This is a genomic window from Moraxella sp. HMSC061H09 (assembly GCF_001809255.1).
GTDB lineage: Bacteria > Pseudomonadota > Gammaproteobacteria > Pseudomonadales > Moraxellaceae > Moraxella > Moraxella catarrhalis.
The window spans coordinates 229748-254223 of record NZ_KV796834.1; the positions used below are offsets into that span (position 1 = coordinate 229748).

Annotated in this window: 24 protein-coding genes and 1 tRNA gene; 15 read left to right on the forward strand and 10 right to left on the reverse strand. The window is 42.8% G+C overall.

Annotated features, from left to right (window positions below; genetic code table 11):
• Window positions 1-124: 124 nt before the first annotated feature.
• The 4 genes from HMPREF2573_RS01520 to HMPREF2573_RS01535 form a co-directional block, all read right to left on the reverse strand.
• Window positions 125-200, reverse strand: a tRNA-Gln gene (locus tag HMPREF2573_RS01520).
• Window positions 201-298: 98 nt separating this feature from the next.
• Window positions 299-1171, reverse strand: coding sequence for a 4-(cytidine 5'-diphospho)-2-C-methyl-D-erythritol kinase (gene ispE / locus HMPREF2573_RS01525; protein ID WP_070472313.1), 873 nt, complete (start codon window positions 1169-1171; stop codon window positions 299-301).
• A gap of 4 nt (window positions 1172-1175) precedes the next feature.
• Entirely contained in the window at window positions 1176-1748 is a 573-nt protein-coding gene (locus HMPREF2573_RS01530; RefSeq protein ID WP_070472316.1) for an outer membrane lipoprotein LolB, read from the reverse strand.
• A gap of 28 nt (window positions 1749-1776) precedes the next feature.
• The gene (locus HMPREF2573_RS01535; RefSeq protein WP_070472318.1) at window positions 1777-3792 is read right to left on the reverse strand and encodes a tetratricopeptide repeat protein; all 2016 of its coding nucleotides are present in this window, start codon (window positions 3790-3792) and stop codon (window positions 1777-1779) included.
• 334 nt (window positions 3793-4126) lie between these two features.
• Between HMPREF2573_RS01535 and hemA the strand changes: the two genes are divergently transcribed.
• A complete protein-coding gene (hemA, locus tag HMPREF2573_RS01540) occupies window positions 4127-5470 on the forward strand; it encodes a glutamyl-tRNA reductase (protein WP_003656323.1) in 1344 nt (447 codons plus the stop codon).
• A gap of 103 nt (window positions 5471-5573) precedes the next feature.
• Here the strand turns inward: hemA and HMPREF2573_RS01545 are convergent, their stop codons facing one another.
• Entirely contained in the window at window positions 5574-7235 is a 1662-nt protein-coding gene (locus HMPREF2573_RS01545) for an electron transfer flavoprotein-ubiquinone oxidoreductase (protein WP_003664052.1), read from the reverse strand.
• A gap of 367 nt (window positions 7236-7602) precedes the next feature.
• On the opposite strand from HMPREF2573_RS01545, the gene HMPREF2573_RS01550 reads away from it, so the two are divergent.
• From HMPREF2573_RS01550 to HMPREF2573_RS01560, 3 genes are all read left to right on the forward strand, one after another.
• On the forward strand, window positions 7603-8229 hold the full coding sequence (locus HMPREF2573_RS01550) for a DUF1285 domain-containing protein (protein ID WP_070472377.1): 627 nt from the start codon (window positions 7603-7605) through the stop codon (window positions 8227-8229).
• Window positions 8230-8294: 65 nt separating this feature from the next.
• Window positions 8295-9152, forward strand: coding sequence for a glutamate racemase (gene murI / locus HMPREF2573_RS01555; protein WP_003672829.1), 858 nt, complete (start codon window positions 8295-8297; stop codon window positions 9150-9152).
• 161 nt (window positions 9153-9313) lie between these two features.
• Window positions 9314-9499 carry a hypothetical protein gene (locus HMPREF2573_RS01560; protein ID WP_152719359.1) on the forward strand — a complete coding sequence of 62 codons (186 nt, stop codon included), beginning with the start codon at window positions 9314-9316 and terminating at the stop codon, window positions 9497-9499.
• A gap of 96 nt (window positions 9500-9595) precedes the next feature.
• Here HMPREF2573_RS01560 and HMPREF2573_RS01565 read toward each other — a convergent pair whose 3' ends face one another.
• Both HMPREF2573_RS01565 and msrA read right to left on the reverse strand, forming a co-directional pair.
• Entirely contained in the window at window positions 9596-11017 is a 1422-nt protein-coding gene (locus HMPREF2573_RS01565) for a lytic murein transglycosylase (protein ID WP_070472321.1), read from the reverse strand.
• A 101-nt stretch (window positions 11018-11118) separates the two neighbouring features.
• Entirely contained in the window at window positions 11119-11652 is a 534-nt protein-coding gene (gene msrA / locus HMPREF2573_RS01570) for a peptide-methionine (S)-S-oxide reductase MsrA (RefSeq protein WP_003656334.1), read from the reverse strand.
• A 54-nt stretch (window positions 11653-11706) separates the two neighbouring features.
• Here msrA and cmoA point away from each other — a divergent pair, with 54 nt between their 5' ends.
• From cmoA to HMPREF2573_RS01585, 3 genes are all read left to right on the forward strand, one after another.
• Entirely contained in the window at window positions 11707-12477 is a 771-nt protein-coding gene (gene cmoA, locus HMPREF2573_RS01575) for a carboxy-S-adenosyl-L-methionine synthase CmoA (RefSeq protein ID WP_003665033.1), read from the forward strand.
• Between the two features lie 70 nt (window positions 12478-12547).
• Window positions 12548-13588, forward strand: coding sequence for a tRNA 5-methoxyuridine(34)/uridine 5-oxyacetic acid(34) synthase CmoB (gene cmoB / locus HMPREF2573_RS01580; protein WP_003656337.1), 1041 nt, complete (start codon window positions 12548-12550; stop codon window positions 13586-13588).
• Window positions 13589-13671: 83 nt separating this feature from the next.
• Window positions 13672-14589: a DUF808 domain-containing protein gene (locus HMPREF2573_RS01585; RefSeq protein WP_070472324.1), complete on the forward strand. Its 918-nt coding sequence runs from the start codon at window positions 13672-13674 to the stop codon at window positions 14587-14589.
• Between the two features lie 103 nt (window positions 14590-14692).
• On the opposite strand, the gene HMPREF2573_RS01590 is transcribed toward HMPREF2573_RS01585, so the two are convergent.
• A complete protein-coding gene (locus HMPREF2573_RS01590) occupies window positions 14693-15361 on the reverse strand; it encodes an SPOR domain-containing protein (protein WP_003664045.1) in 669 nt (222 codons plus the stop codon).
• 197 nt (window positions 15362-15558) lie between these two features.
• On the opposite strand from HMPREF2573_RS01590, the gene HMPREF2573_RS01595 reads away from it, so the two are divergent.
• From HMPREF2573_RS01595 to HMPREF2573_RS01610, 4 genes are all read left to right on the forward strand, one after another.
• A complete protein-coding gene (locus tag HMPREF2573_RS01595) occupies window positions 15559-15795 on the forward strand; it encodes a DUF2788 domain-containing protein (RefSeq protein ID WP_003656342.1) in 237 nt (78 codons plus the stop codon).
• 72 nt (window positions 15796-15867) lie between these two features.
• The gene (locus HMPREF2573_RS01600; RefSeq protein ID WP_003656344.1) at window positions 15868-16155 is read left to right on the forward strand and encodes a hypothetical protein; all 288 of its coding nucleotides are present in this window, start codon (window positions 15868-15870) and stop codon (window positions 16153-16155) included.
• 243 nt (window positions 16156-16398) lie between these two features.
• Complete coding sequence (locus HMPREF2573_RS01605) at window positions 16399-17526, forward strand: aminotransferase class V-fold PLP-dependent enzyme (protein WP_063453918.1); 1128 nt, start codon at window positions 16399-16401, stop codon at window positions 17524-17526.
• Window positions 17527-17645: 119 nt separating this feature from the next.
• The gene (locus HMPREF2573_RS01610; protein WP_070472327.1) at window positions 17646-19157 is read left to right on the forward strand and encodes an aminoacyl-histidine dipeptidase; all 1512 of its coding nucleotides are present in this window, start codon (window positions 17646-17648) and stop codon (window positions 19155-19157) included.
• A gap of 84 nt (window positions 19158-19241) precedes the next feature.
• Here HMPREF2573_RS01610 and HMPREF2573_RS01615 read toward each other — a convergent pair whose 3' ends face one another.
• Window positions 19242-19979: a dienelactone hydrolase family protein gene (locus HMPREF2573_RS01615; RefSeq protein ID WP_003656351.1), complete on the reverse strand. Its 738-nt coding sequence runs from the start codon at window positions 19977-19979 to the stop codon at window positions 19242-19244.
• 186 nt (window positions 19980-20165) lie between these two features.
• Between HMPREF2573_RS01615 and HMPREF2573_RS01620 the strand changes: the two genes are divergently transcribed.
• Window positions 20166-20630 (forward strand): YcgN family cysteine cluster protein, encoded by a 465-nt coding sequence (locus HMPREF2573_RS01620; RefSeq protein WP_003656352.1) that lies wholly within the window; start codon window positions 20166-20168, stop codon window positions 20628-20630.
• Window positions 20631-20802: 172 nt separating this feature from the next.
• Window positions 20803-21675 carry a CBS domain-containing protein gene (locus HMPREF2573_RS01625; protein ID WP_003656353.1) on the forward strand — a complete coding sequence of 291 codons (873 nt, stop codon included), beginning with the start codon at window positions 20803-20805 and terminating at the stop codon, window positions 21673-21675.
• Window positions 21676-21747: 72 nt separating this feature from the next.
• Here HMPREF2573_RS01625 and HMPREF2573_RS01630 read toward each other — a convergent pair whose 3' ends face one another.
• Window positions 21748-22449 carry a CAF17-like 4Fe-4S cluster assembly/insertion protein YgfZ gene (locus HMPREF2573_RS01630; protein WP_070472331.1) on the reverse strand — a complete coding sequence of 234 codons (702 nt, stop codon included), beginning with the start codon at window positions 22447-22449 and terminating at the stop codon, window positions 21748-21750.
• Between the two features lie 184 nt (window positions 22450-22633).
• Here HMPREF2573_RS01630 and HMPREF2573_RS01635 point away from each other — a divergent pair, with 184 nt between their 5' ends.
• Together HMPREF2573_RS01635 and hemL are read left to right on the forward strand one after the other, a co-directional pair.
• Entirely contained in the window at window positions 22634-22972 is a 339-nt protein-coding gene (locus tag HMPREF2573_RS01635) for a zinc ribbon domain-containing protein YjdM (RefSeq protein WP_003656357.1), read from the forward strand.
• A 39-nt stretch (window positions 22973-23011) separates the two neighbouring features.
• Complete coding sequence (hemL, locus tag HMPREF2573_RS01640) at window positions 23012-24316, forward strand: glutamate-1-semialdehyde 2,1-aminomutase (RefSeq protein WP_070472334.1); 1305 nt, start codon at window positions 23012-23014, stop codon at window positions 24314-24316.
• The last annotated feature ends 160 nt before the right edge of the window (window positions 24317-24476 follow it).

Below are 24476 nucleotides of genomic sequence, written 5' to 3' on the forward strand. Positions count from 1 at the left end.
TGATGCCTTACCAACTTGGCGATACCCCTGTAGGTACTGATTATATTCTCAGCAAAAGAACCTTGATCGGATTCTTTGGTTCGGTACTATGACCGAGAGTCTGATACAATGCATCGGACAAAAATGGCAGAGGTAGCTGGACTCGAACCAACGAATGTCAGGATCAAAACCTGATGCCTTACCAACTTGGCGATACCCCTGTATAGGGCAAAAATTATACCAAATTTTAAAATGAATGCAACCATTTTTGCATAATTTGTCTTAAAATTTATGCAACTCATTGAAAATTATATAATTTTTAATATAAATTTTGTGTCATGATTGTGGGGCATGGTGCAGCAGCTTGCCAGTGTTTGAGCATTGCGTCATCTATGTTGTCAGGAATGGGTAAAAATACCGTACTGCCAGTACCTGTTAAGCGTGCGGTCGTACCAGTGAATACTTGTCGTGATTTTAGATATTGAAGTGCCAAGGCAACGGCGGGCGAGTGCATGACGGCAATCGGCTCAAAGACATTGAAAAACGCATCGGTCATAGTATTGCCATAGTCATCATAGCGACTGCCAATATTTGGTATGGGCAAGCAGTTTTTTTGTAAGTCAGGGTGTGCAAAAAACTGAGCTGTGGACAGATGTGCCTGAGGAAATAAGAGTAAATAACGCGCTGAGGGCAGCTTAAGTGGTGTTAAAATCTCACCGATGCCACAGACAATCGCATCTTGTTGGTGAAAGTGACTAAAAATAAAAAATGGTACATCTGCACCAAGCTGCTGACCAAAATCAATCAAAGCTTGAAGCGATAAATCAAGCGCCCACAGCTGATTGAGTGCGATGAGTGTCGTCGCACAGTTGCTGGAGCCGCCGCCTAAGCCTGCACCTGTTGGGATATGTTTTTGCAAATCAATTATCAACGGCTTGGCGTGATTTGGAAAGTGTTTGGCAAGTAAGGTTACAGCTTTGACAATGAGATTTTGGTCAAGCTCTTTGGTTAAGCCCTCAGCACCTGTCAGCGTGATTAAAGGTTTTTTTGTATCCGTCAGATCAAAGCTTAACCAATCACCAAAATCCAGCGTACGAAAGACGCTTTGTAGATCGTGGTAGCCATCGGAACGCTTGCCAATGATATGCAAAAATAAATTAATTTTTGCTGGAGAAAAAATCTTTAAAGCCATGTTCTTATTGATGTGTTACTGTCATGGTTATACTGTGCTGGTTGGTATGTGTGATGCGAAGGCGTGACGGCAAAGAGGTTTTGTCGTAATCAAATTGGGCATGCCATGCACCATTAGCAGCAGATACCAGCCGACCTAAGTGATCATAGCCGGCTGTGCTGTCATCAGGAGCACCGCGTCCTAAGATCCAGTGTGGTAGCTGAGAGATTGGTGCTTGCCAGCCTGTTGCAGTCAATAAAAGTGCTTCAGGCGTATCGGCAGTTATCGTGCCTGTGCGTTCACTGTCCAAGGCGGCAGTTGTCCCGTTATAACGGATTTGGGTTGCACCAATACCAAGCATACCTGTCAATTCAATAGCGAAGCGATCATCTTCTTGTGTCCAAGTATAAAAGGCCCTACCTGCTTGCCTACCTTCGGGGGTGGTGGTAACCACGCCGATTTTACCTGTGACCGCAAATTTAAGAGGGGTATCCGCAGTAGGCAGGATGGTGGGCGTTTGGGTGCTTGGTTGTATGTTGGTACAAGCACTTAATAAAAGTACGGATACACTCAAAGCAGCAAATGCAATTTTTTTCACAATCTGTCTCCTAGATGCTTAAGAGTTTTTAATAAATTTGGCTATCGTCAGCAATGGCACTAGAGTTGGCAAAACGAGACTGTAAGTCAGCCAAAAGATTTGCTACTGCTTCATTATTACCAAGCCCTTGATAAGCTCGAAGCAGTGTAATACCAACATTAAGATTGGGCATCACTTCATAAGGTGCTTGCAGATAATCAATGACTGCTTCATAATTTTGTTCAGCCAGTGCGTGATTACCAAGAACAAGCAGGGCATCCAACTGAAGCTGGCTGTCATACTCTGGATCATCAAAGCTGATATTGCTAATCTCTGAGGCGGTATTGAGTGCATCATCATCATTGGCGTTTTGACTGAGGCGAAGTTTGGCATCTGCCAAGCGATAGCGAGGATTGTATTCATCAATCTCAAGCAGTCGATCGATGGCTTGGCGTTTATCTTGTGGCTCAAGTTCATTTTCGAGCAATTGAAAACTGGCATACAGCAAGCGGTCATCATCAGGATATTCACGGTTTGCGACCGTCAGCAGATCTTTGGCTTTTTGTTGATTGTTTTGACGCAAATAAATCTCAGCTTGGAGGATATAGCTGTCGGTGGCGTAATTTTCAAATTCATCACGCAGGCGAATCAGTGTTTTGATGGCATCGGTCGTGTTATTATCCGCCAAATAAAAACCAACGACTTTATTGGTGGCATCAAGCACATGTTCATAATGATGTACTTTTTCAAAGTTTTCTCGTGCTTGTTGGGGATTGCCTAGGCGTTCATAGCCAATACCGATATAATAATGCGCTTGACTTGCTATCTCTGTATTCTTAGTTAAAGGTTTAAGTATCTCAATGGCATCGGCATAACGACCGCTGTCAAGTCCTACCAGTCCTGCCAAGAGTATAATGTCCTTATCTTGAGTATTTTTGACAGCTTGTGTCAAAAGTTGCCAAGCTTGACTAAGGTCACCCACTTCAATCAGATGCCGAGCTTCGTACAAATAAAGCTCTTTTTCTTTGGGCAGTTGTTTGCGTGCTTGATGTAGATAGTTCCAAAGTTCATCTAACTGATTGGCAGCACGCAAGATATCTAATTTTAGGGTAATAAATGCCAAATTATTTGGCTCAATGCTTAAGGCTTGATTGACATGCAGGCGTGCCGCTTGATAATCCGCCAATCCCATCAAGATCCCCGCTCTAAGTACAGAGATGGACGCATTGTTTTCACCAAGACCCTGTAAAGCGTATAATAACGCTCGTTTATCTTCTCGTTTGGGTGGTATGATACCAGTCAAGATTTGCCCTAAATCTGAGCGTGGATCGTAGTGTAAGATGGTTGATATCATTGCGGCCGCTTGGTTATATTCACCCGCTTTTAGTGCTAAGTGGGTTACATAAAACCAAGCAGGAATATGGTCAGGATTGCGATCCTGCCAAGCGGTGGCAAACGCCAATGATTGAGCAGGCGTTTCATACTCAATGGATAAAGATAAGGCACGCTCAAACACATTGGTGGCGTTTTTTTTAAAAGATTCTGCTTTATAAATATTCAACGCTCGTCTGATATCACCTCGATCAGCAGCAAATTCAGCATCCATCAGTGCATATAAATCAGGTATGTTGAGTATAGGCTCAACATTTTCGGCGATCAGTGTATCTTCGAGCAAAATCTCAGGAATGTTGGCATATCGCTTTGTTGTCTCAGCTTGGGGTATGACCACCGAGGACGCTTCTTTATTTGTATGCGTATGAGTGGGTGTCTGAATAATATCATCTTTTAAAGGCTCTTTGGGTTCTACTAAAGGTTCTTTAGCTTCTCCCTCAGCTTTTGGTGATTTTTTATAAAATGGCAATAAAATGCGTAACAAAGGATCAAAGATATTGGCGTGCGTCGGTAGAGTGGTGGCTACCATCAAGCCTGCGAGTATTGAAGCGGTCAGGATGGACTTGGATATTTTCAAGGTTTTGTCAGAATTTTTGGGTGCAGGTGTACCTTGATGTGCCAATTTTGAGACATCGTGTGAGTGATACCGCCGTTTACGCCAAAGCCAATTCATAACTTACCAAACACCTCCTGAGTGTTAGATGATTAAGTCAACTTAATTTAAAGGTACAATACGCTCTATTATAAAAGTATTTTTGATAAGTGCAAACAAAACCGTCTAAATATTCAAAACTAAATTGGATAACATTGTGTAAAATCGTGATTAGGCTTTAATTTTGTATCCTTTTGACCAAAGCGTATCATGAATACCTGATATAAAAGTATCAAAGACTAAAATTTAAAATAGTCAATAAAATAAACTTGTAATTTATTGGCGATGATAGCATCAAAGCTGTTATAATAGTGAGTTTTTAACTGGCAAGATCTTTGGCTTTTTGGTCGTTTGTATGAAATTAGCTGTCATCGGAGTCAATCATAAGACTGCCCCCGTTTCATTGCGGGAGCGGCTTTCGTTTGGCTCGGATATGCCTCAGGCAATTGAGCAACTATCAACATTGGCAAATGGCTGTACCATCGTCTCAACTTGCAATCGTAGCGAGCTTTATGTTGGTATCGTTGATGATGTGGGCAGTCAGCACGAGTCTCAAGATGAGCAATCAGGCGGGCTAATTTCTGCTAAGCTTCAGGCGATTGGTGAATGGTTGGCAGAGTTTAAGGGCATTTCATTTGATGAGATTGCTCCTTATTTGTATACTTATGAAGACTCACGTGCACTTAATCATTGGCTAAGAGTTGCAGCAGGTTTGGACTCAATGATTCTTGGTGAGCCACAGATTTTAGGCCAGATTCGCCAAGCGGTTGCACTGTCTCGAGAGTATGGCGGTGTAGACAGTGATTTTGGGTGGCTGACGCAGCAGGTTTTTGCTGCGGCACGGACGGTACGCCGTGATACCAAGGTTGGGCAGCAAGCGGTAACATTAGGTTTTGCAACCGCTCGTCTTGCTACGCAGATTTTTGATGACCCAAGTGAGTTGACCTTCTTATTGGTTGCAGCAGGCGAGATGAATCGATTGGTTGCACATAATGTCGCCGCTTTGGGTGTTAAAAAAATCATCATTTGCAACCGAAGCCCTGAGCGAGCCCAAGCACTGTCAGATGAGCTATCTGAGATGGCTCAGCAGGCGGGGCGTTTTCTTGAGATTGAGCTTGCAGGTTTGGACAGATTGGGCGAAGTTTTACCACACGCAGACATTGTCAGTAGTTGCAGCGGGAGCATGCAGGCACTCATAGATACCGCCATGGTTAAATATGCGCTTAAGATACGCCGTCATCAGCCGATGTTGCTTGTGGATTTGGCAGTGCCAAGAGATATTGATCCTTTGGTTGGACAGCTTGATAATATCTACCTATATTCGGTGGATGATCTACAGCATGTCATCGCAGGTAATATCGCTGAGCGTAAGCAAGCAGCAGTTGAAGCGGAGCTTTTGGTCGGTCAGCTGGTAGCAGATATCGAAGCACAGATGCAAGGACAGGTTGCCCGCACGCATATCCGAGATTATCGGCAAATGGCTGAGGCACGCACTCAAGTTTTACTTGCACGGGCGATGTCACAGATTGATCAAGGTGATGATGCCAAAGCGGTGTTAAGCGAGTTTTCTCATACGCTCAGTCAAGCACTTATGCACAGCCCTTCAAGGCTGATTCGTCAAATTGCCAAAACATACGATGCAGATACCCTAGATTTGGTGTCGCATGAACTCATTCATAGTTATCGTAAGCCAATTTAAATATTGTATTAAGATAATGCTTGTTGTTTTCACTGTGATACTTTAAAATTAAAAAACAAATTAAAAAACGCTTCATGATTTGATGAAGCGTTTTTAATATTTGTCACATATTCGGATAGTTAGGGCCACCACCGCCCTCAGGTGTTACCCAAGTAATATTTTGCGATGGATCTTTGATATCGCAGGTTTTACAATGGACACAGTTTTGGCTGTTAATCACAAATTTAGGCGTCTTGCCTTCTTTGTGTACAATTTCATAGACGCCTGCTGGGCAATAGCGTTGCGCTGGTTCAGCATAAAGCGGTAGATTGAGTGAGACAGGCACTGCTGGATCTGTCAGACGCAGATGATTTGGTTGATCTTCGGCGTGATTGGTATTTGAGATAAACACGCTTGATAATTTGTCAAAAGTCAGTTTGCCATCAGGCTTTGGATAGTTGGGCTTATAGGCATGGTCAGCCTTATCAAGTGTTGAGTAATCTGGGGTGTTGTCATGAATGGTCAATGGCATTTTACCGCCAAATAAGTTTTGCTCAACAAAAGTGAACACACCGCCCATCCAAGTACCCATGCGATGTAATGATGGTGAGAAGTTGCGAGCTTGATGAGCATCTTCAAATAGCCAAGAATTCTCAAAAGCAGTTTGATATTCGACCACTTCATCAGAGCTGCGTCCTGCTTGAATGGCATTAAAGATGCTTTCGGCGGCAAGCATGCCTGATTTCATTGAAGTGTGGGTGCCTTTGATTTTGGCAGGGTTTAGAAAACCTGCATCATCACCCACCAGCACACCGCCAGCAAAGGTTAATTTTGGTAAGCTATTTAGACCGCCTTTGGTTAGGGCTCGTGCACCATATGACAGACGCTTACCACCTTCTAAAATAGGGCGAATGATTGGGTGAAGCTTAAGACGCTGAAGTTCGTCAAATGGTGAGACATATGGATTATGGTAAGACAAATCAACCACCAAACCAAAGCTGACTTGATTGTCTTCGGCAAAATACAGCCACCAGCCACCCGTAGTACCAGTTTCTGACAGTGGCCAGCCTGAACCATGCATGATGACGCCTTGTTCGTGCTTGTCGGCATCAATCTCCCAAAGCTCTTTGAGTCCGATGCCATAGTGCTGTGGGTCTTTGTCTTTATCCAAATGAAAACGGCTGATCAGACGCTTACCAAGATGTCCACGACAGCCTTCAGCAAAGATGGTGTATTTGGCAAGCAGTTCGTAGCCAGGCTCAAAGCTGTTTTTTGGTTCGCCTTGTGCATTTAGACCCATATCACCCGTCACCACACCACGCACTGAGCCATCTTCATGATATAAAACATCACTGGCTGCAAAGCTTGGGAACATCATCACCTCTAAGCTTTCTGCTTGCTCAGCCAGCCAGCGAACCACATTGCCAAGCGATACGATATAATTACCATCATTATGCATACTGCTTGGTACAATTGAGCTGGGTAGGGCGGTGCTGCCCTTTTCGCTGGTCAACATATACACACGGTCTTCTTTGGCTTCTACTGTGATCGGTGCGTCCCGCTCTTTCCAGTCAGGAATCAGCTCATCAAGTGCGCGCGTTTCTATCACGGCACCTGATAGGGTGTGTGCCCCAAACTCTGAGCCTTTTTCGATGACGCAGACGGTGAACTCATCCATTCCAGCAGCGATTGCCAATTGGCGTAAGCGGATTGCAGCGGATAGACCAGCAGGTCCACCGCCCACGATGATAACATCAAATTCCATAGAGTCGCGTTCGATTTGCATGAATTATCCTTAAAAATAGGTCAAATATCAAAAACAGGCGAGCGGCAAAAGCAGCTGGCAAATCAGGCGGCAAGATTCTTGCCAAAATATTTTAATAATATCTATTGTAACAAGCTTCACTAATTAGGCAAGTTTTTTTGATGGGTTTGTATCGTTCAATTTGCGATAAATAATCGCCAATCTGCTAAAAATTTTTGATAAATTTGGATAAAATGGCTTGGATTATGACTAAACACCGCCATAAAATCCCCTTGTAATTCCCTCTAAAAACTGCCATGATAAGGCAAATTGACAAGATAATTTAGCAAAAATCAGGCTAATTTTTGATAATTTGGCATGGTTTTGGTCAAATAATAGGAATAAAATGATGATGGATAAAGATAATATTAATAATAAAAACAATGACTTAAATAATTCACTTATCCAAAAGCTGACAGCTATCCAAACCAAGCAGGTCGGCAAGATCCGTAAAATTCCACCATTACAAAGCTGGCAGCCAAGACGAACGACACCTTTAAATATCGAAATCCGTGATAATGGTGAATGGTGGCATGAAGGTCAGAAAATGACTCGTCAGTCACTTGTGGATCTATTTGCCAGTGTGCTGTGGGTGGAGTGGCATGATGATCAAGCCATTCATTATCTTAAAACCCCAACTGACAAGTATCAAATTCATGTGGCTGACGCACCATTGTTTATCAATCAAGTCACTCAAGTCACGGATGCTGATGGTGAGTGGATAGAATTTGGTACAACAAATGGCGATGTCATTCGCTTGGATGAAGATCATCCATTATATTTTAAGCGATTTGGTGATGAAGAACGGGTATATATTGATACACGCTTTGGGTTGACTGCACGCTTGATGAATAATGCCATGTATCATTTGATCCAAATGGGCAGGCTTAGCCAAATCCAAGAAAGTAGACAGAATAAAACCGTGCTAAAACTCAGTAGCGGTGGTAAAATTTATCAAATTGAACAGCACGGTTAGGCTTGCTGAGTGCTTTATCAAAATAAAAGCGTCTGTGATGAGCCTAAAGTTATAAGGCTTGCAACATGATACATCCACATTTTGATTCAATAAATCCCCAAAAATCTGCACCCATCGGTATTTTTGATTCTGGGGTTGGTGGTTTGTCGGTGTATCGGCATTTGTCAGAACTTATGCCCAAAGAGCGATATGTTTATTATGCAGATACCCAAAATCTGCCTTATGGCAACAAATCAGGCGATGAGATCTTGTTTTTGACTCTGCAGGCGGTGGATTGGCTGTGTCGTCAAGGCTGTAAGCTGATTGTCATCGCATGTAACAGTGCTTCGGCGTATTCATTGACAACGCTTCGTATCCGCTGCCGTATTCCCATTGTGGGCTTGGTGCCTGCAGTCAAGCCTGCTTGTGAGATGAGTCAAACACGCCAAATTGCTTTACTTGCGACGCAAGCGACACTTCAAGGGCAACTGCTTGCCCAAGTCATTCATGAGGTGGCAACATCCAAAGGTGTAACGGTACATAAGCACTTTGAGCCAATGCTTGTGCCGTGGGTCGAGTCGGGGATGCCAATCAATCATCATGTCGCTGATCTTTTGATCAAACAAACTCAAGCATGGTATCAGCAGGGCGTGGATATACTTGTTTTGGGTTGCACGCATTACCCATTTTTTCGACAATTTTTGCAAGATTGGATTGATGAACAACACATTACGATGACCTTGCTTGATTCGGGTGCTGCCATTGCCCAAAGGGTCAAATCTTTGCTTGACTGTTTTGGGATAAGTGCTGATGGTGATGTGCTTGATGAGCCGCTGACATTCTATGCATCTGATTTAACAGATAATGTACCCGCCACAGCACGCAGACTCTCACAGGTGCCGATTAGCTTTGTTGATGGCAACTTTTTGCCCATCAATGTTTAATCAAACTTTTGCCCAAAGCTTTATCCAACTGTGGGTTTTGTGTAAAATACGCTTGATAGATTTGCAATTTTGATTAAATTTGATTAAAATTTGGTGTAATAATTTTAAGAATTTATTTTAAGAATTTAATGGTTAAATTAACCACCAAAATGGAGCTTGTGATGACAACCGATACCAAAAAAAGTGCCTTGCGTGAAAAAATTGAACAATTTGATCAATTAAGTGACACCATGCATGATGCCGAGAAAAAACGCACGCTAGAAGAGCAGGTGGAGTATCTGAAAGATCAAGGGATTGATCCTTCAAAAACCTATGCCAAATGGGATGATGATAAAAAAGACGAATAATTTTTAATTTGACATATCATAATTTTATATGCCATATTGAGATAAAAAGCTTAACAGCAAAAAAAGCCCAAGATAACTCTTGGGCTTTTACTTCGGCTATTTAACTAATATCCAAGATGAGCTGCCATCGGCATTGATGACACGCCGATAGGTCGTCCCTGTGGTAGGCGGAGTATTTGCTGGCTTGACAATTACCGCCCTCGCTGCATTGGCTTGCGTGCTGACAGTTGGCTGTACTGAGTGATACTGGGTTGTGGGCGTATTTATGGACTGGGCTGGTGTTTGGGCAGATTGGATGGAAGCAGTGCGACCAGTAATTAATCGGTGAAACTTTTGACCTGCTCGACCATCGGGCATAACACCAACTTTTCGCTGATAATCCATAATTGCTTGGCGTGTATTATCACCGATGATGCCATCGACCGCACCGATGTCATAGCCAGCATTGATGAGTGCTTGCTGGATTTCTTTGGATTCACGGCGACCGATACCAGGGTCGTCTGTTGGCCAAGGTGTGGCAAAGTTGGTATTGGTATTTTCATCACGCACAAGGTCAGACAGCTGAGCGATGGCTAACGCATAGCTTTCTGAGGCATTATAAGAATAAAAAGTATCAAAATTCTTACCAACTAAGAATGCAGGACCCTGCCTACCAGCAGGCAGTAGTAAACCTGCTGATGCCATATTATTTGGGATAGGTTGTCCATTTGGCAAGGTGATGCCTTGAGCACGCCAGTGATTGATTGATTGCTTATTGCGGCGACCACTTGAGCCATTATAGCCATTAAGACGCACTTCATAGCCCCAAGGTTCGCCTAGGCGATAGCCTCGCTTCACCAAGAAATTGGCAGTGCTTGCCAATGCATCGGCTTTTGAGTTGACCAAATCTTTACGCCCATCACCATCAAAATCCACCGCAAGCTCTAAAAAGGTACTCGGCATAAACTGTGTCTGACCAAATGCTCCCGCCCAAGAACCCGTCATATCCTCAGGGTGAATATCACCATTTTGGACAATTTTTAGTGCATTGGCATACTCACCACGAAAATAACTTTGGCGACGATCAAAACAAGACAAAGTCGCTAGGCTATCAAATAAATTTTTTTTACCCAGCGTCTGACCAAAATTACTCTCAACGCCCCAGACGCCCAGTACATGCTCAGGCTTGACGCCATAGCGGCTCTCAATGCGGCGTAGCACATCAGCTTGCTCATGCTTGGCACGGATACCGTCTTGGACACGCTCACTGTCTACCAAAGACGCCAAATAATCCCAAACATCTTTTTTAAATTCAGGCTGATAATTGAGCGAGCGAATGACGCTGGGATCAGGCTGCGATGGGCGATATTTTTCAAATGTCACCCCAGAGATACTCCGAAAGGTACTACTGTTTTTTAAAGTGCTAAGACACTGCTGAAATTCACTGTTGCTAAGATTGGCAGAATCATTGGAAAATGCCGTTTGTGATAGCATGATACCAGACATAGCCAGCACTAGGGCGGATGTGTGTAATTTCATAATATTCCTTAAAGTGTTTTGATGAATACTGTACATCTTATAACCAAGCCAACTGCCTTATCTTTTGATATATCTTGCATCCCAAAAAACACCGCCAAATGTTATGCATTTTGATTGTCTTTTAATAAATGTGCAAAATTTGCACGCAACTTGGCAAGCTTGGGCGGAATGGCAAAATTGCAATAGGCTTGCGTGGGGTTATTGGCATAGTAATTTTGGTGATAGTCCTCAGCGGGGTAAAATGTTGGTGCAGGCTCAAGTTTTGTGACCACATTGACGCCTTCTGAGCGTAACGACTCAATCATTGCCTTAGCGACTTTGGCTTGTTCATCATCGGTATAAAAAATCACTGATGCGTACTGCGTGCCAATGTCATTGCCTTGACGGTTGAGCGTTGTTGGATCATGCGTGGCAAAAAATACCGACAAAATCGCATCAGTACCAAGTATTGAGTCATCATAGTTTACTTCAATGACCTCAACATGACCCGTCTCACCTGTGCAGACAGCTTGATAGTTTGCTGTATCACCTGCACCGCCAGCGTAACCACTGACGACAGAGTTGATGCCTTTTAATGAATCAAATACCGACTCGGTGCACCAAAAGCAGCCACCGCCTAATAAAATAGTTTTCATATTTTTATCCTCAATCAATGCTATAATAACACCTTTTCAAGTCTATCATAAGTCATGCCAAATACCAACCACGATACTCACGATACTTTATTTACCACACCGCTTGATAAGTCGGCTCGCTTTAGTTTTGATGAAGAAGTGGTGGCGTGTTTTCCTGATATGATTCGCCGTAGTGTGCCAGGCTATGGGCAAGTGCTTGCGATGCTGCCGATTTTGGCACGCCGCCATTGTTTGTTGCGTCAAGTTAGTGATCGTGGAGCGCGTGTGAGTCGTGTCTATGACTTAGGAACATCGCTTGGGGCGGTGAGCTTTGCTTTGGCGGATAAATTTGCTCCTGATGAGCTTGAGATTCATGCCATCGATATCTCAGCACCAATGATTGAGCGGGCCAAATCGGTTGTAGGTGAGTATTATCCTGATCATGATATTCGCTTTTGGTTGGATGATGTTTGTCAAGTGGATTTATTACCCTGTGATTTGATTATTATTAATCTAACCTTACAATTTTTACCACCAGATCAGCGACTGTTATTACTCCAAAAATGCCATCACGCTTTGGCAGAAGGCGGTATTTTGATTTTGACCGAAAAAACTCACCTAACCGATGAACAAGACGATGCGTGGCGAGTTGAGCGGTATTATGATTTTAAGCGTGCCAATGGCTACAGTGATATGGAAATCAGCGGTAAGCGTAACGCACTTGAAAATGTGCTCATCACCGACACGCTGCACAAGCACCATGAACGCTTGGCACAGGCAGGTTTTGAGCGTAGCTTGACTTGGTTTATGTTTTTAAATTTTGCGTCCATTGTGGCTTTTAAATGATGATAAATTAATCATCAGTTACCAAGTTTTTAGTACCAAATTTTGCCCAATGATGAAGACCGATGACCTTATGAATACAATCACTCGTGCCGAAAAAGACCTTTATCAAACCTTATTTGACCTAGCTCAGCATCATCCGATGGCGTATGAATGGCTCAAATTATTACCAGATTGGTTAGCGAACATTAAAAATAAAGATCGATATGCACATGCGCCATATTATGAATCAATCATTGATAAACTGCCTGATGTTACGCCTAATGAAATTAATCTAAATGCCGCTTGTATTACTTCGCAGATTGACTTTACTCACAGCGATTATCGTTGTAGTGAAGCTTTGTTAAAAAATCTCATGCCATGGCGAAAAGGTGGATTTAAATTTGGGCAAGGCGATCGGCTGATCCATATTGATACAGAATGGCGTAGCGATTTAAAATGGGACAGAATATTACCATACATTGGCGACTTGACTGGTAAGCGAGTGTTGGATGTTGGCGGAGGTTCGGGCTATCATGGTTTTCGTATGGTTGGGGCGGGTGCCAGTACGGTGATTGTCATCGATCCGTCTTGCTTATTTTACCATCAGTTTATGGCGACCCGGCACTTTCTTGGCAACATAAAAAACCGCTATGAGCAGTCGCCCATTCATTTTATTCCTGTGGGGTTAGAGGAGCTGCCCCAAGATAATAATCAGTCAGGATTATTTCACAGTGTTTTTTGTATGGGTGTATTATATCACCGTGCATCACCGTTTGATTGTTTATTACAATTAAAAAATCAGCTGACAAAAGGCGGTGAGCTGATACTTGAGACTTTGGTGGTGGATGGTGATGAAAATACGGTACTTGTTCCCAAAAATCGCTATGCGATGATGAATAATGTGTATTTTTTACCATCGGTATCTGCCTTACAGCTGTGGCTAGACAAAATAGGCTTTGCTCAGGTTCGCTGTGTTGATATTAATATCACAACCAATGATGAACAGCGAACCACTGAGTGGATGACTTACCATTCTTTAGATGATTTTTTGGATACCAAAGATCCTTCAAAAACTGCCGAGGGATATCCTAGACCTAAGCGTGCGGTGATAATTGCCAAAAAACCATCATGAATAAGTCTGACTGAAGTATAATATTACAATACTGGCTAATCGCTTGACATGATTTGTGAGGCATTTAATAAAAAGGTGAAACTATGGCAGGTGGTAGTTTATTAATGCTGCTTGATGACATCGCAGCGATACTTGATGATGTCTCGGTAATGACGAAGGTGGCAGCCAAAAAAACCGCAGGCGTTTTAGGCGATGATTTGGCACTAAATGCTCAGCAGGTTACTGGCGTGCGTGCTGATCGAGAGTTGGCTGTGGTGTGGGGGGTTGCTAAAGGATCATTGATTAATAAACTGATTTTGGTGCCTGCTGCATTACTTATCAGTGCCATCGCAGCTTGGCTAATCACGCCTTTATTGATGCTTGGTGGTGCTTTTTTGTGCTATGAAGGTGCTGAAAAGGTAGTTCATAAATTTACCCCCAATCTACTACCACACGAGATGGATGATGAAATGGCACATACCAAAAGACTCAAAGCTAATGCTGATGAAAGCATCGATTTGGCCGCCTTTGAAAAAGATAAAATTCGTGGTGCTATTCGGACGGATTTTATTTTATCCGCTGAGATTGTGGTGATTTCATTGGGTGTAATGACGGCAGCGACTTTCACAACAAAAGCGGCAGCATTATCTGCCATTGCTATTATGATGACAGTTGGGGTGTATGGCTTGGTTGCCTTAATTGTCAAACTCGATGATATGGGTATTTATTTGGTTAATCAGCCCTCGGCATACCGCCAAGCGATGGGTCGTACTATTTTGGCATTTGCCCCAAGGCTTATGAAATTTTTATCCTTTGCAGGCACGCTTGCCATGTTCTTGGTCGGTGGTGGGATTTTGGTGCATGGTGTTGGTATCTTACATCATCAAGCTCAAGACTTGGCGGCGTTATCGGGTGTTTTTGGTGGTCTGACCGAAGCTTTATATAATGGTATGACAGGTTTGATTGCAGGTTTGATGATTTTGGTGGGTGTGATCGGTGTTAAAAAATTCATAAAACAATAGCCAAATTTATTGAACCTAAGCTATCAATAAAAAGTGTTTAATCAATATGGACGCTTTTTATTTTGGCATGATGAAATGATGATAGTTATTTGGGTTATTTGGGTTATTTGGGAGTAGGACGCTGTTCGATAAGCAAAGAGTCAATACCATTATTACGCAGGCGTACACTGGTGGCAGAGGCTTCTTTTTGAGTCATGGGCGTTGAGATAACTTGATACACATAGCCATTTTTTGTATCTTGGCGTACCACAATGGCATCCACACCTGCCATGAGTACTTCAGCACGCTTTAGATCGGCATCTTTGGCCTTTTCATAGCTTTTGATTTGGAGTATGTATTGGCTTTGGTGATTGGGCTCATCATCAGCGGTATTTTCTGCGACGATTGAAATGTCAGCTGGCTGGTCGGTACTCGCTTTTGTGCTGTGATTGATGATCACATCGGTTGATGGCTTGGGCAAGGTATTATCTTCTCGGTCTTGGATGCTCACGCCTTCTGGAATGCTTTGAAATTTTTGTTCGGGCAGAACTTCATAAAATTCAAATTCAATTTCAGGTTCGCTGGCGGTAATGGGTTTAACCAAAGCGTCAGGTTTAGGATCTGCGCTTTGACCAAAACCATCAAATAAAGGCGACACATACAAAAAAACCGCCAGCATCGCTGCCACCAATAGCCCCACGACAATCCAAAGCAAGCTACTTAAACCTACTCTTTGATTATGTACTTCATCTTTATAGACGGCAGAAGGCTGTTTTTGGGGTCTTTGAGCCATAAGAATATCCTGTATGGTTTTTATACAAAAATTAGGGTAGTAATCAAATACCAAATTAAGGTGAGCGTTAATTAGCCCAAGCGACGGCTATTTTAGCAAATTTTTATAAAAATATCGTGCTTATTCTTACCTGATGGTTGGTAGTTGGGATAAATATTGCTATAATGTGCGGATAAATAATCATAAAGGTGCTTGGTATGTCTGCAATGGCGACGCTGTTTTTGGTATCGGCTGAGACGATTACCACATTGGGTCTGTATGTTTTATTGCCTATTTTCATCGGGTTTTTAATTTTTATCATGTGGGATATCTCAAAAAAATCAGATGCTGGCCGAGCGGGAACTTTTTGGATTTTTGTCGCTTTGGGCATGGGTTTTTTTGGTTTTCTTGCCAAACTTGTGATTGAATTTGTGCTTGGAAAATGGGTATTGTAACTTAATTTGAGCATTTTAAAAGTTAGTGGCTGACTTGATAGTTTAAACAGTCTTTAATTTTGGAGTAAGGGTATGAAAATTTTTGCAGTAACTGCCTTAGCATTTGTCACTTTGATGTTAACCGCTTGCGGTCACGGTCATGAAAAAGTACATGCTATTGACCGTGTTGAAGAAGCACAAGCAGCCGCTTTGGCCAATGCTCCAAAAGCCGAAGACATGGTTTTTGGTGATGAAGGTGTATCTACAATGACGACCGAGACAGCTCAAGCGGATGCAAGTGCTGATGTCACAGCTCAAGAAGATACCCAAATGGCGGATGCTAATGCAACCGTAGAGCCTACCGAAACTCAAGCCAACTGATATCTTCTTTGGTCAAATTTTGATTTGATTGAAATAGGGCAGTTTGGATGAATAATAAAGCCTTGGTCTTAATAAAAGCCAAGGTTTTATTATGATGACCAAATCAGTTTTGGTATTAAAATCAAGCGGCAGCTTGGGTCATTAAAAGCATAAAAGACCCAGCTTAAATCAGCGGAAGTGGCTTGATTTTTCGAGTTTTGCTTGATACATTAGTGGCTACTAATCGCATAAAAGGAAATGATTATGCCAGCACTTAGAAAAGATATTGACCCTGAAGGATTACTGGAATTTTCTGTTGTTTATACTGATCGTGCGCTTAACCATATGTCGGTGCAGTTCCAGCAGGTGATGAAGGATTTATCTTTTGAGTTAAAGTCACTGTTTCAAGCCGATGCACTTGCCATCATGCCAGGTTCTGGCACGGCAGGGATGGAAGCAGTTGCACGAGCTTTGGCGACTGATCAAGATGCTGTCATTATCAGAAATGGCTGGTTTAGCTATCGCTGGACGCAGATATTAGAAGCGATTGGTGTTGCCAAATCTAGCCATGTGTTTAAGGCATGTCTTCAAGAAGGCAAGAACGGTCAGTTTGTACCTGCTGATATTAATGAGGTGACCGCCTATATCAAAGAGCATCGGCCGGGCGTTGTGTTCGCCCCTCATGTTGAAACTGCCTCTGGCATGATGCTGTCAGATGATTATATTCGTGCACTTGCTGAGGCTGTGCATTTGGTCGGTGGCCTACTTGTCATTGATTGTATTGCTTCTGGATGTATTTGGCTGGATATGAAAGCGCTTGGTATCGACGTGCTTTTATCAGCACCTCAAAAGGGGTTGTCAAGCACACCATGTGCTGGCTTGGTGATGCTGTCACAGGCCGCCAAAGAAGCTGTATTATCAAGCACGCCGTCAAGCTTTTCTTTGGATTTAAAAGCTTGGTTAAATATCATGATGGCTTATGAAAATGGTGGTCATGCGTATCATGCCACCATGCCAACCGATGGTCTAAAGCAGCTGCGGGATACTTTGCTTGAGGCAAAGCAGATTGGCTACGATAACCTAAAACAAGCCCAAATCAAGCTTGGTCAAGAGATTTTGGCAACACTTCATAAAAAAGGCGTCCACAGTGTCGCCGATCCATCAGCTCAAGCGTATGGCGTGATTGTTTGCCATGCTTTAAGTGATGAGATTCACAAAGGTGCCGCCTTTGCCAAGGCAGGTGTCCAAATCGCTGCTGGCACACCGCTTCAGGTTGGTGAGCCAAGCGATTATAAGAGTTTTCGTATCGGTTTGTTTGGGCTTGATAAATTGACCGATATTGAAGGTACGATTGAACGATTTAAGCGTGCAGTCGATCAAGTGTTCGTTTAATCCAAAAACAAAAATAGGCGATGTGCTTAATGCCTAGCCTATTTTTATTTTGGTAATTTGGAGAATGATGTTAAATGAGATTGACTGATACTTTAAAATTATCATATTAAGGAAATAAGATGGCTTTGAATTTGGCAGCTTATGAAGACAACCTAACTGTTGTCAAAGATTTTGAACCTGCGTTATTATGGCATTGGTTTAGTCGTATCAGTGCGACACCGCATCCAAGTTTTCATGAAGAAGCTTTGGCGACGGATATCATCGAGTGGGCGATAGCACATGGGCTGGCTGCTCGCCGAGATGGCATTGGTAATGTGATTATTAAAAAGCCAGCGACCAAAGGCTATGAAAATCATGAGCCAATCGCCCTACAGGCACACTTAGATATGGTACCCCAAGCGAATGAAGGGGTATTGCATGACTTTGCCACAGATCCGATTCGTCTGCGTCTTCGTCCTGATGATAATGCATGGCTGATGGCGACAGGCACAACTTTGGGGGCGGATAATGGCATTGGCATGGCAAGCTGCCTTGCGGTGCTTGAAGATGATTCGCTGGTGCATCCTGAGCTTGAGGTGCTACTGACGATGACTGAAGAGACAGGCATGGTTGGGGTAGTTGGTCTAAAAGCCAATGAGCTGGCTTCAAAAATCATGGTCAATACTGATACCGAAGAAATCGGTGAGGTGTATATTGGCTGTGCTGGTGGTATTGATGCAGATCTAAGCTTGCCACTGATGTGGCAAAAAAATCCCTTTGATGCGACACTAAGCCTAACCATTAAAGGGCTGCGTGGTGGGCATTCAGGACTGGATATTGATAAAAATCGTGGCAATGCCATTAAGTTGATGGCAAGAGTGCTGGTTAAGCTTTTGGGTCAGTTCGATGGACAATTTGCCATCAGTCACATCAAAGGTGGCACGCTAAGAAATGCCATTCCACGAGAAGCTCAAGTCGTTATCAGTTGCCAACAGTCATCTTTATCCGCACTGATAGATACCATCAATGACGCCACTGCTCAAATCTTTGATGAGCTAAAGCAGGCTGAGCCAAACTTGATAGCCATCATCGATACCACCAAGCTTGGGCCTAAAGACAATGTGCTAACTTGGGCGTCATCTTGTCAAGCCATCCATCTGATCAATGCACTGCCTAGCGGTGTGGTGCGTCAAAGCGATATCGCCAAAGACACTGTGGAGACTTCATTATCCTTTGGACAGCTTAAGATGGATGATGATGTACTTAAATGCGTGCTGCTTATCCGCTCTTTGGTTGATTCAGGTAAAGAGGCGGTTTGTGATACGCTGTCAAGTATTGCCCATCTATCAGGTGCACAGATTACTTTTGCTGGCGACTATGTGGGCTGGAATCCAGATACCGATTCTGTAATTACGCCGATCACAACACAGCTTTATAGCCAGATTTTGGGTCACGAGCCTGATATTAAGGTTATCCATGCAGGGCTTGAGTGTGGCTTGATTAAGCAAAGCCATCCTGATATGGACATTGTCTCAATTGGTCCTACCATCAAAAATGCCCACTCACCTGATGAAATGGTGCATATTGGGTCGGTGGCGGTGTATTGGCGACTTTTGACCGAGATTTTGGCGAATGCACCACTTAAACGCTAAATCATCATTTGCCATTTCATAAAACCATCTGCTTACTCTTAAGCAGATGGTTTTATTTTAGTGATTGGGTGAATTCAGTATCATTTATAAGGTATCATTCATAAATACAATCATTTTAGCCCAGCTTTCTTTGGCAGCTTGGGAATGATAGCCCAAGTCAATACCATTATCACGAGCTCGTTCATCAGCATGTGGATTGCTAAAGCCGTGTTTGGCACCGTCATAGATATCAACTTGGTATTGAACATCAGCAGCTTCAAGTTCTTTTTTTAGATCATCGATTGCTTGCATTGAGACCATGGAATCCTCTGCACCATGTGCAACCAAGACTTTGGCGATAAACTTTTGTTTGGTGGCAGGTGTGATGGCGGCAGGATTACCATGAAATGTTGCGACAGCTTTGAGCGGTGTACCAAGGCGTGCCATATCCAGAGCAATTTTACCACCAAAACAAAATCCTGCGATACCGATACGCTCTTTGTCTACTTCGGGTAAATTGGCCACATCTTGGTAAATGGCTTGACAGCGGTTCATAAGTTCATCAGAATACTCAAGCATCTGAGACATCCATTCATTGGCTTGATGAGCGTCTGTTGTCATCTTACCCTCACCATAAACATCCATTGCCACTGCCACAAATCCCTCAGCGGCCAAACGTTCGGCGACTGTTTTTGGGTGATCGGCAACACCCCACCATTCAGGAGCAACCAAAATTGCCCGTGCCTTGCCTGTCTTGGTGGTATCATTTGGCAGGGCAATGTGGCTAAGTAGTGGTGTGCCATCAGGTGCGGTGGTGGTGAGTGTACGATTCGTTATTGTCATAAAATTATCCTTTTGGGTTGGATGATATCAATGAAATACCCTACGGTTGTATGGAATTTTATCCATTGTACCACGGTATTGGTCTTTTTAAATTAACAAGCAGTTTCTAGCAAGTCAAGGTTTTTATGCCTATTTTTTCAGATTTTAAGGTACAATAAAGCTGATTGTTAACAATATGGTATTGTCATGATTTATGATGAATTGCGACCAAAATTTTGGGAAAATTATCCCTTAGATGCGTTAACAGATGCTGAATGGGAAGCATTATGTGACGGATGTGGCGCGTGTTGTTTGGTGAAATTTCTTGATGATGACAATGTTAAATTGACCGAATATACCGATGTTGCCTGCCAGCTATTGGACTGCTCAACAGGATTTTGCCAAAACTATGCCAAGCGTCAAACGATTGTGCCAGATTGTATTCGCTTAACACCTGATATGCTGCCTGATATGCTGTGGTTGCCACGCCATTGTGCTTATAAGCGGTTGTATCTTGGGCAAAATCTGCCAGCATGGCACAGGCTCATTAAACATAGCCAAAACCATGGTGCAGGATTTGCGAAAGTTTCAACTGCTGGGCGATGTGTGAGTGAGCTTGGTATGAGTGATGAAGACATAGAAAGGCGAGTGGTTAAATGGGTTAAACCTTGACATGATTGTTGACATGATTGAAAGAAAATAAAAATTGGCAAATTTGATAAAATGGGTGTATGTGTGTGATTTTATCAAAAGCACTTGAATAAAACCGAGTGATACGCTAAATTGTAGCAAACCAATCAATTCATCATAATTTTAATGAACACGAGGTTAAATTATACTGTCTATGTCTGATGACAATTCAAGCACTTGGTCGATGCGTGGTCTTAGGCGTTGGTTATCCACCGCACCTGAAACTCGAGATGATTTATTAAAGCTGGTTCAAGACTCTCGCCAGTTTTTAGAGCCTGATACGGTTGATATGCTTGAAGGGGTGCTTGATCTGCCAGCAACCCAAGTGCGTGAGATTATGACACCACGCCCACAGGTGCATGCGATTGCCAGCGATGATGATTTGTCTGATATTTTATCGGTGGTGCTTGAAACAGAGCATTCTCGCTATCCTGTTTTTGACAGTTTGGATGATGATGCTGTGGTTGGGATTTTGCTGATTAAGGACTTAATACCATACCTAAAAGCCAAAGCTGACGGTAAAGAGCAGCCGCTTAAATTGGCTGATATTGTACGAAAGCCGTTGTATATTAGCGAGACGGCACGCTCAGATACACTGCTACGCTCACTTCAAAAAGCCCAAGTACATATGGCGATTGTGGTTGATGAATTTGGCTCGGTCTCTGGTGTGGCGACAATGGAGGATTTGCTTGAGGAGATTGTCGGCGATATTGTTGATGAACATGATGATATTGACGAGGACAGCGACATTAATAACATCATTCCACATCCTGATAAATCAGGCGTTTGGTTGGTGCAAGCTTCCACACTCATCAGTGATTGTAACGAGATTTTAGGCAGTCATTTTGATGATACAGATGTTGATACAATGGGCGGTTTGGTCATGCAAGCATTGGGCTTTGTTAGCCATCTTCAAGGTGCGGTTGTTCAAATCGATGAATGGCAAATTACCGTGGTTGATGTTGAGGCACGATTTATTCATCTGTTGGAGCTTGTGCTGATACCACAGCTTGAGAATGCTGAATAAACAAAAACCGAATTGATGATTTCATTCGGTTTTTGTTGTGACTTGGTAGGTGTGATAAAGCCTATATCAAAGCTAGTTGCGGCCAATATCTTCTTGTAAGGCTTTGGGTAGGGGTAGAATTTCAACTGTCGTTAAATCCTCAGGGCGGGCGATGACCAAAGCCTCAAAACCTGTATCGGTTGCGATTGCATTGACGACACTCATACGCCCCATATCACTGCCAGTAGGTGGGATAGCACCCACCCCCAAGATGCGGTGTAGATAGGCCTTTGGGCGAGCCTTAAAATATAGCCGTGCAATAATCTCTTGTCCCAAATAACATCCTTTATCATAAGCCACACCTCCTTTTTGGTGTAGGCGAAGCTCTTGGGGTTGATACATCTCACTGGTTTTGGCAGTCAGCCAATAATTACCTGTTTTGATGCTTAATTGCTCCCAAAGCTTGGTATCGGTTTGCTGGGTTTTATTAAAAGTGGGTATGTCATCGATCACATCAGGATAAATGGGGTTGGCTGATGATAGGGTAATTTTGGAAAATGCCCCATATTTTTTAATATGCATGATAAAATTATCTGCCATATCAGAACTCATAACAATATCAAAGCCTGCCAAAGTTCGTGCAATCCAAATCCCAAATTGTACACGCCCTTTTAAATTACAAATTGCTGTCGGTAAAAACTGCTCACCAATATCAGCGATATTAGCAGTAATTTGCCCTTGTAAGAATTTTTCACTGTCTGTACCAGTCATTTCAAAATAACAAAAATCAGTCATGGTTTGTCTCTTATTCAAAAGTTGTCATAATAAATATTGGGGCTATTCATCAAATTATAGGATAAATTTGATGGCAGATGTTAAATTTTTTGTACAAAATACCAGCCAACATAACACTTAAACCCCAAAATCGGTTACAATAAGCAGTTAAGTTTTTTATCAAAAATTAATTTAAGGTGAAATCATGAACTTACCTGACTGTCCGCAATGTCATGAATCTTATACCTATGCTGATGGTATGCTGTTGATTTGCCCAATGTGTACTCACGAATGGCAAGAGGGTGGCGAGACCGAGGCACTGCCTATCATCAAAGATGCTGTCGGCAATATCCTAAATGACGGCGATGCGGTCACGGTGGTTAAAGATTTAAAAGTGAAAGGTTCAAGCACACCAATCAAAGTTGGCACAAAAGTTAAATCCATTCGTTTGATTTATGATGCACCAGATGACCATGACATTGATTGTAAGATTGATGGTTTTGGTGCGATGAAACTTAAATCTTCGGTTGTCAAAAAAGCCTGATTCTCTCAACTTTAGTTCATTTATCATAAGGACGCAGTCATGACACATATCCGCCCAGCCAATGAAAAATTGTTTAATGATGCCAAACGCCATATTGCAGGCGGTGTAAATTCACCTGTGCGTGCATTTGCTGGTGTAGGGGGTGTGCCAGTATTTGTCCAGCGTGCAAAGGGTGCGTATATTTATGATACCGAAAATAACGCCTATATTGACTATGTTGGTTCATGGGGTCCGATGATTTTGGGTCATGCACATGATCAAGTCATCGATGCGGTGAAGGCTGCTGCTGAAGATGGCTTGTCTTTTGGAGCACCGACCCCATCTGAAACAACCATGGCGGATTTGATTTGTCAAATCATCCCAAGTGTTGATTTATTGCGTATGACAAGCTCAGGCACAGAAGCTACCATGAGTGCGATTCGACTCGCTCGTGGCTATACAGGTCGTGATAAAATTGTCAAATTTGAAGGCTGTTATCATGGGCATTCAGACAGCCTGCTCGTCAAGGCAGGTTCGGGGATGCTAGATATCGGTGAACCGACATCCAAAGGTGTACCGATTGATTTTGCCAAGCATACTGTCACTTTACCCTATAATGATATCGAGGCATTGACAGCATGTTTTCATGAATTTGGTCATGAGCTTGCGTGCGTGATTTTAGAGCCAATCGCAGGCAATATGAACATGATCATTCCAACCCAAGCATTTCATCAAACCTTGCGTCAATTGTGTACCGAGTACGGCGTGGTGCTGATTTTTGATGAGGTGATGACAGGATTTCGTGTCGGTCTTGGCGGTGCTCAAGCGCATTTTGGCATTACGCCTGATTTGACAACCTTTGGCAAGATTATTGGTGCAGGATTACCTGTTGGTGCATTTGGCGGTAAGTGTGAAATTATGGAATGCATTGCACCACTTGGGGGCGTGTACCAAGCAGGCACACTGTCAGGCAATCCTTTGGCAATGCGTGCTGGCAAAGCGATGTTTGATGAGCTGATGGTTGATGGATTTTATGAGACGCTTGGTCAAAAAACCACATATTTGATTGATGGCTTAAAAGCCGCGGCAGCCAAGCATCAAGTAGCTTTTCAGGCATGTTCGGTAGGCGGTATGTTTGGTATGTTCTTTTCAGACAGTTTGCCTAAGAATTTTAATGATGTGGCAAATCTTTGCGATGCCCAAAAATTTGCCAAGTTTTTTCATGGTATGTTGGATTTGGGTGTGTATCTTGCACCGTCGGCATTTGAAGCGGCATTTATGAGTGCGGCACATACTTATGAAGATTTGGATAAAACCATCAAAGCAGCAGAGCAAGTATTTTTACAGCTATCACAAGCGTCATGAGCGGTATCTTACCCTCAATCGTTAGCGGTATTTTAATAAGGTATGCCCATCTTTTGTATTTGCAATAAAAATCAGTTTGGCTATTTTTATGTATAAGTCATTATTTTATTTTTATCAATTTTTAAAATGAAAATGATGTTATAAAGGATAGGCACATCTT

Excerpts from the sequence above, each read along its gene's own strand:
- HMPREF2573_RS01550 (WP_070472377.1), top strand. The coding sequence starts at position 7,603 with ATGATGGATAAAGATAATATTAATAATAAAAACAATGACTTAAATAAT.
- ispE (WP_070472313.1), bottom strand. The coding sequence starts at position 1,171 with ATGGCTTTAAAGATTTTTTCTCCAGCAAAAATTAATTTATTTTTGCAT.
- HMPREF2573_RS01545 (WP_003664052.1), bottom strand. The coding sequence starts at position 7,235 with ATGCAAATCGAACGCGACTCTATGGAATTTGATGTTATCATCGTGGGC.
- HMPREF2573_RS01590 (WP_003664045.1), bottom strand. The coding sequence starts at position 15,361 with ATGGCTCAAAGACCCCAAAAACAGCCTTCTGCCGTCTATAAAGATGAA.
- hemL (WP_070472334.1), top strand. The coding sequence starts at position 23,012 with ATGACACATATCCGCCCAGCCAATGAAAAATTGTTTAATGATGCCAAA.
- HMPREF2573_RS01635 (WP_003656357.1), top strand. The coding sequence starts at position 22,634 with ATGAACTTACCTGACTGTCCGCAATGTCATGAATCTTATACCTATGCT.
- cmoA (WP_003665033.1), top strand. The coding sequence starts at position 11,707 with ATGCCAAATACCAACCACGATACTCACGATACTTTATTTACCACACCG.
- HMPREF2573_RS01615 (WP_003656351.1), bottom strand. The coding sequence starts at position 19,979 with ATGACAATAACGAATCGTACACTCACCACCACCGCACCTGATGGCACA.
- cmoB (WP_003656337.1), top strand. The coding sequence starts at position 12,548 with ATGAATACAATCACTCGTGCCGAAAAAGACCTTTATCAAACCTTATTT.
- HMPREF2573_RS01560 (WP_152719359.1), top strand. The coding sequence starts at position 9,314 with ATGACAACCGATACCAAAAAAAGTGCCTTGCGTGAAAAAATTGAACAA.
- murI (WP_003672829.1), top strand. The coding sequence starts at position 8,295 with ATGATACATCCACATTTTGATTCAATAAATCCCCAAAAATCTGCACCC.
- HMPREF2573_RS01625 (WP_003656353.1), top strand. The coding sequence starts at position 20,803 with ATGTCTGATGACAATTCAAGCACTTGGTCGATGCGTGGTCTTAGGCGT.
- HMPREF2573_RS01585 (WP_070472324.1), top strand. The coding sequence starts at position 13,672 with ATGGCAGGTGGTAGTTTATTAATGCTGCTTGATGACATCGCAGCGATA.
- HMPREF2573_RS01535 (WP_070472318.1), bottom strand. The coding sequence starts at position 3,792 with ATGAATTGGCTTTGGCGTAAACGGCGGTATCACTCACACGATGTCTCA.
- HMPREF2573_RS01600 (WP_003656344.1), top strand. The coding sequence starts at position 15,868 with ATGAAAATTTTTGCAGTAACTGCCTTAGCATTTGTCACTTTGATGTTA.
- msrA (WP_003656334.1), bottom strand. The coding sequence starts at position 11,652 with ATGAAAACTATTTTATTAGGCGGTGGCTGCTTTTGGTGCACCGAGTCG.
- HMPREF2573_RS01565 (WP_070472321.1), bottom strand. The coding sequence starts at position 11,017 with ATGAAATTACACACATCCGCCCTAGTGCTGGCTATGTCTGGTATCATG.
- HMPREF2573_RS01630 (WP_070472331.1), bottom strand. The coding sequence starts at position 22,449 with ATGACTGATTTTTGTTATTTTGAAATGACTGGTACAGACAGTGAAAAA.
- HMPREF2573_RS01595 (WP_003656342.1), top strand. The coding sequence starts at position 15,559 with ATGTCTGCAATGGCGACGCTGTTTTTGGTATCGGCTGAGACGATTACC.
- HMPREF2573_RS01610 (WP_070472327.1), top strand. The coding sequence starts at position 17,646 with ATGGCTTTGAATTTGGCAGCTTATGAAGACAACCTAACTGTTGTCAAA.
- HMPREF2573_RS01620 (WP_003656352.1), top strand. The coding sequence starts at position 20,166 with ATGATTTATGATGAATTGCGACCAAAATTTTGGGAAAATTATCCCTTA.
- hemA (WP_003656323.1), top strand. The coding sequence starts at position 4,127 with ATGAAATTAGCTGTCATCGGAGTCAATCATAAGACTGCCCCCGTTTCA.
- HMPREF2573_RS01605 (WP_063453918.1), top strand. The coding sequence starts at position 16,399 with ATGCCAGCACTTAGAAAAGATATTGACCCTGAAGGATTACTGGAATTT.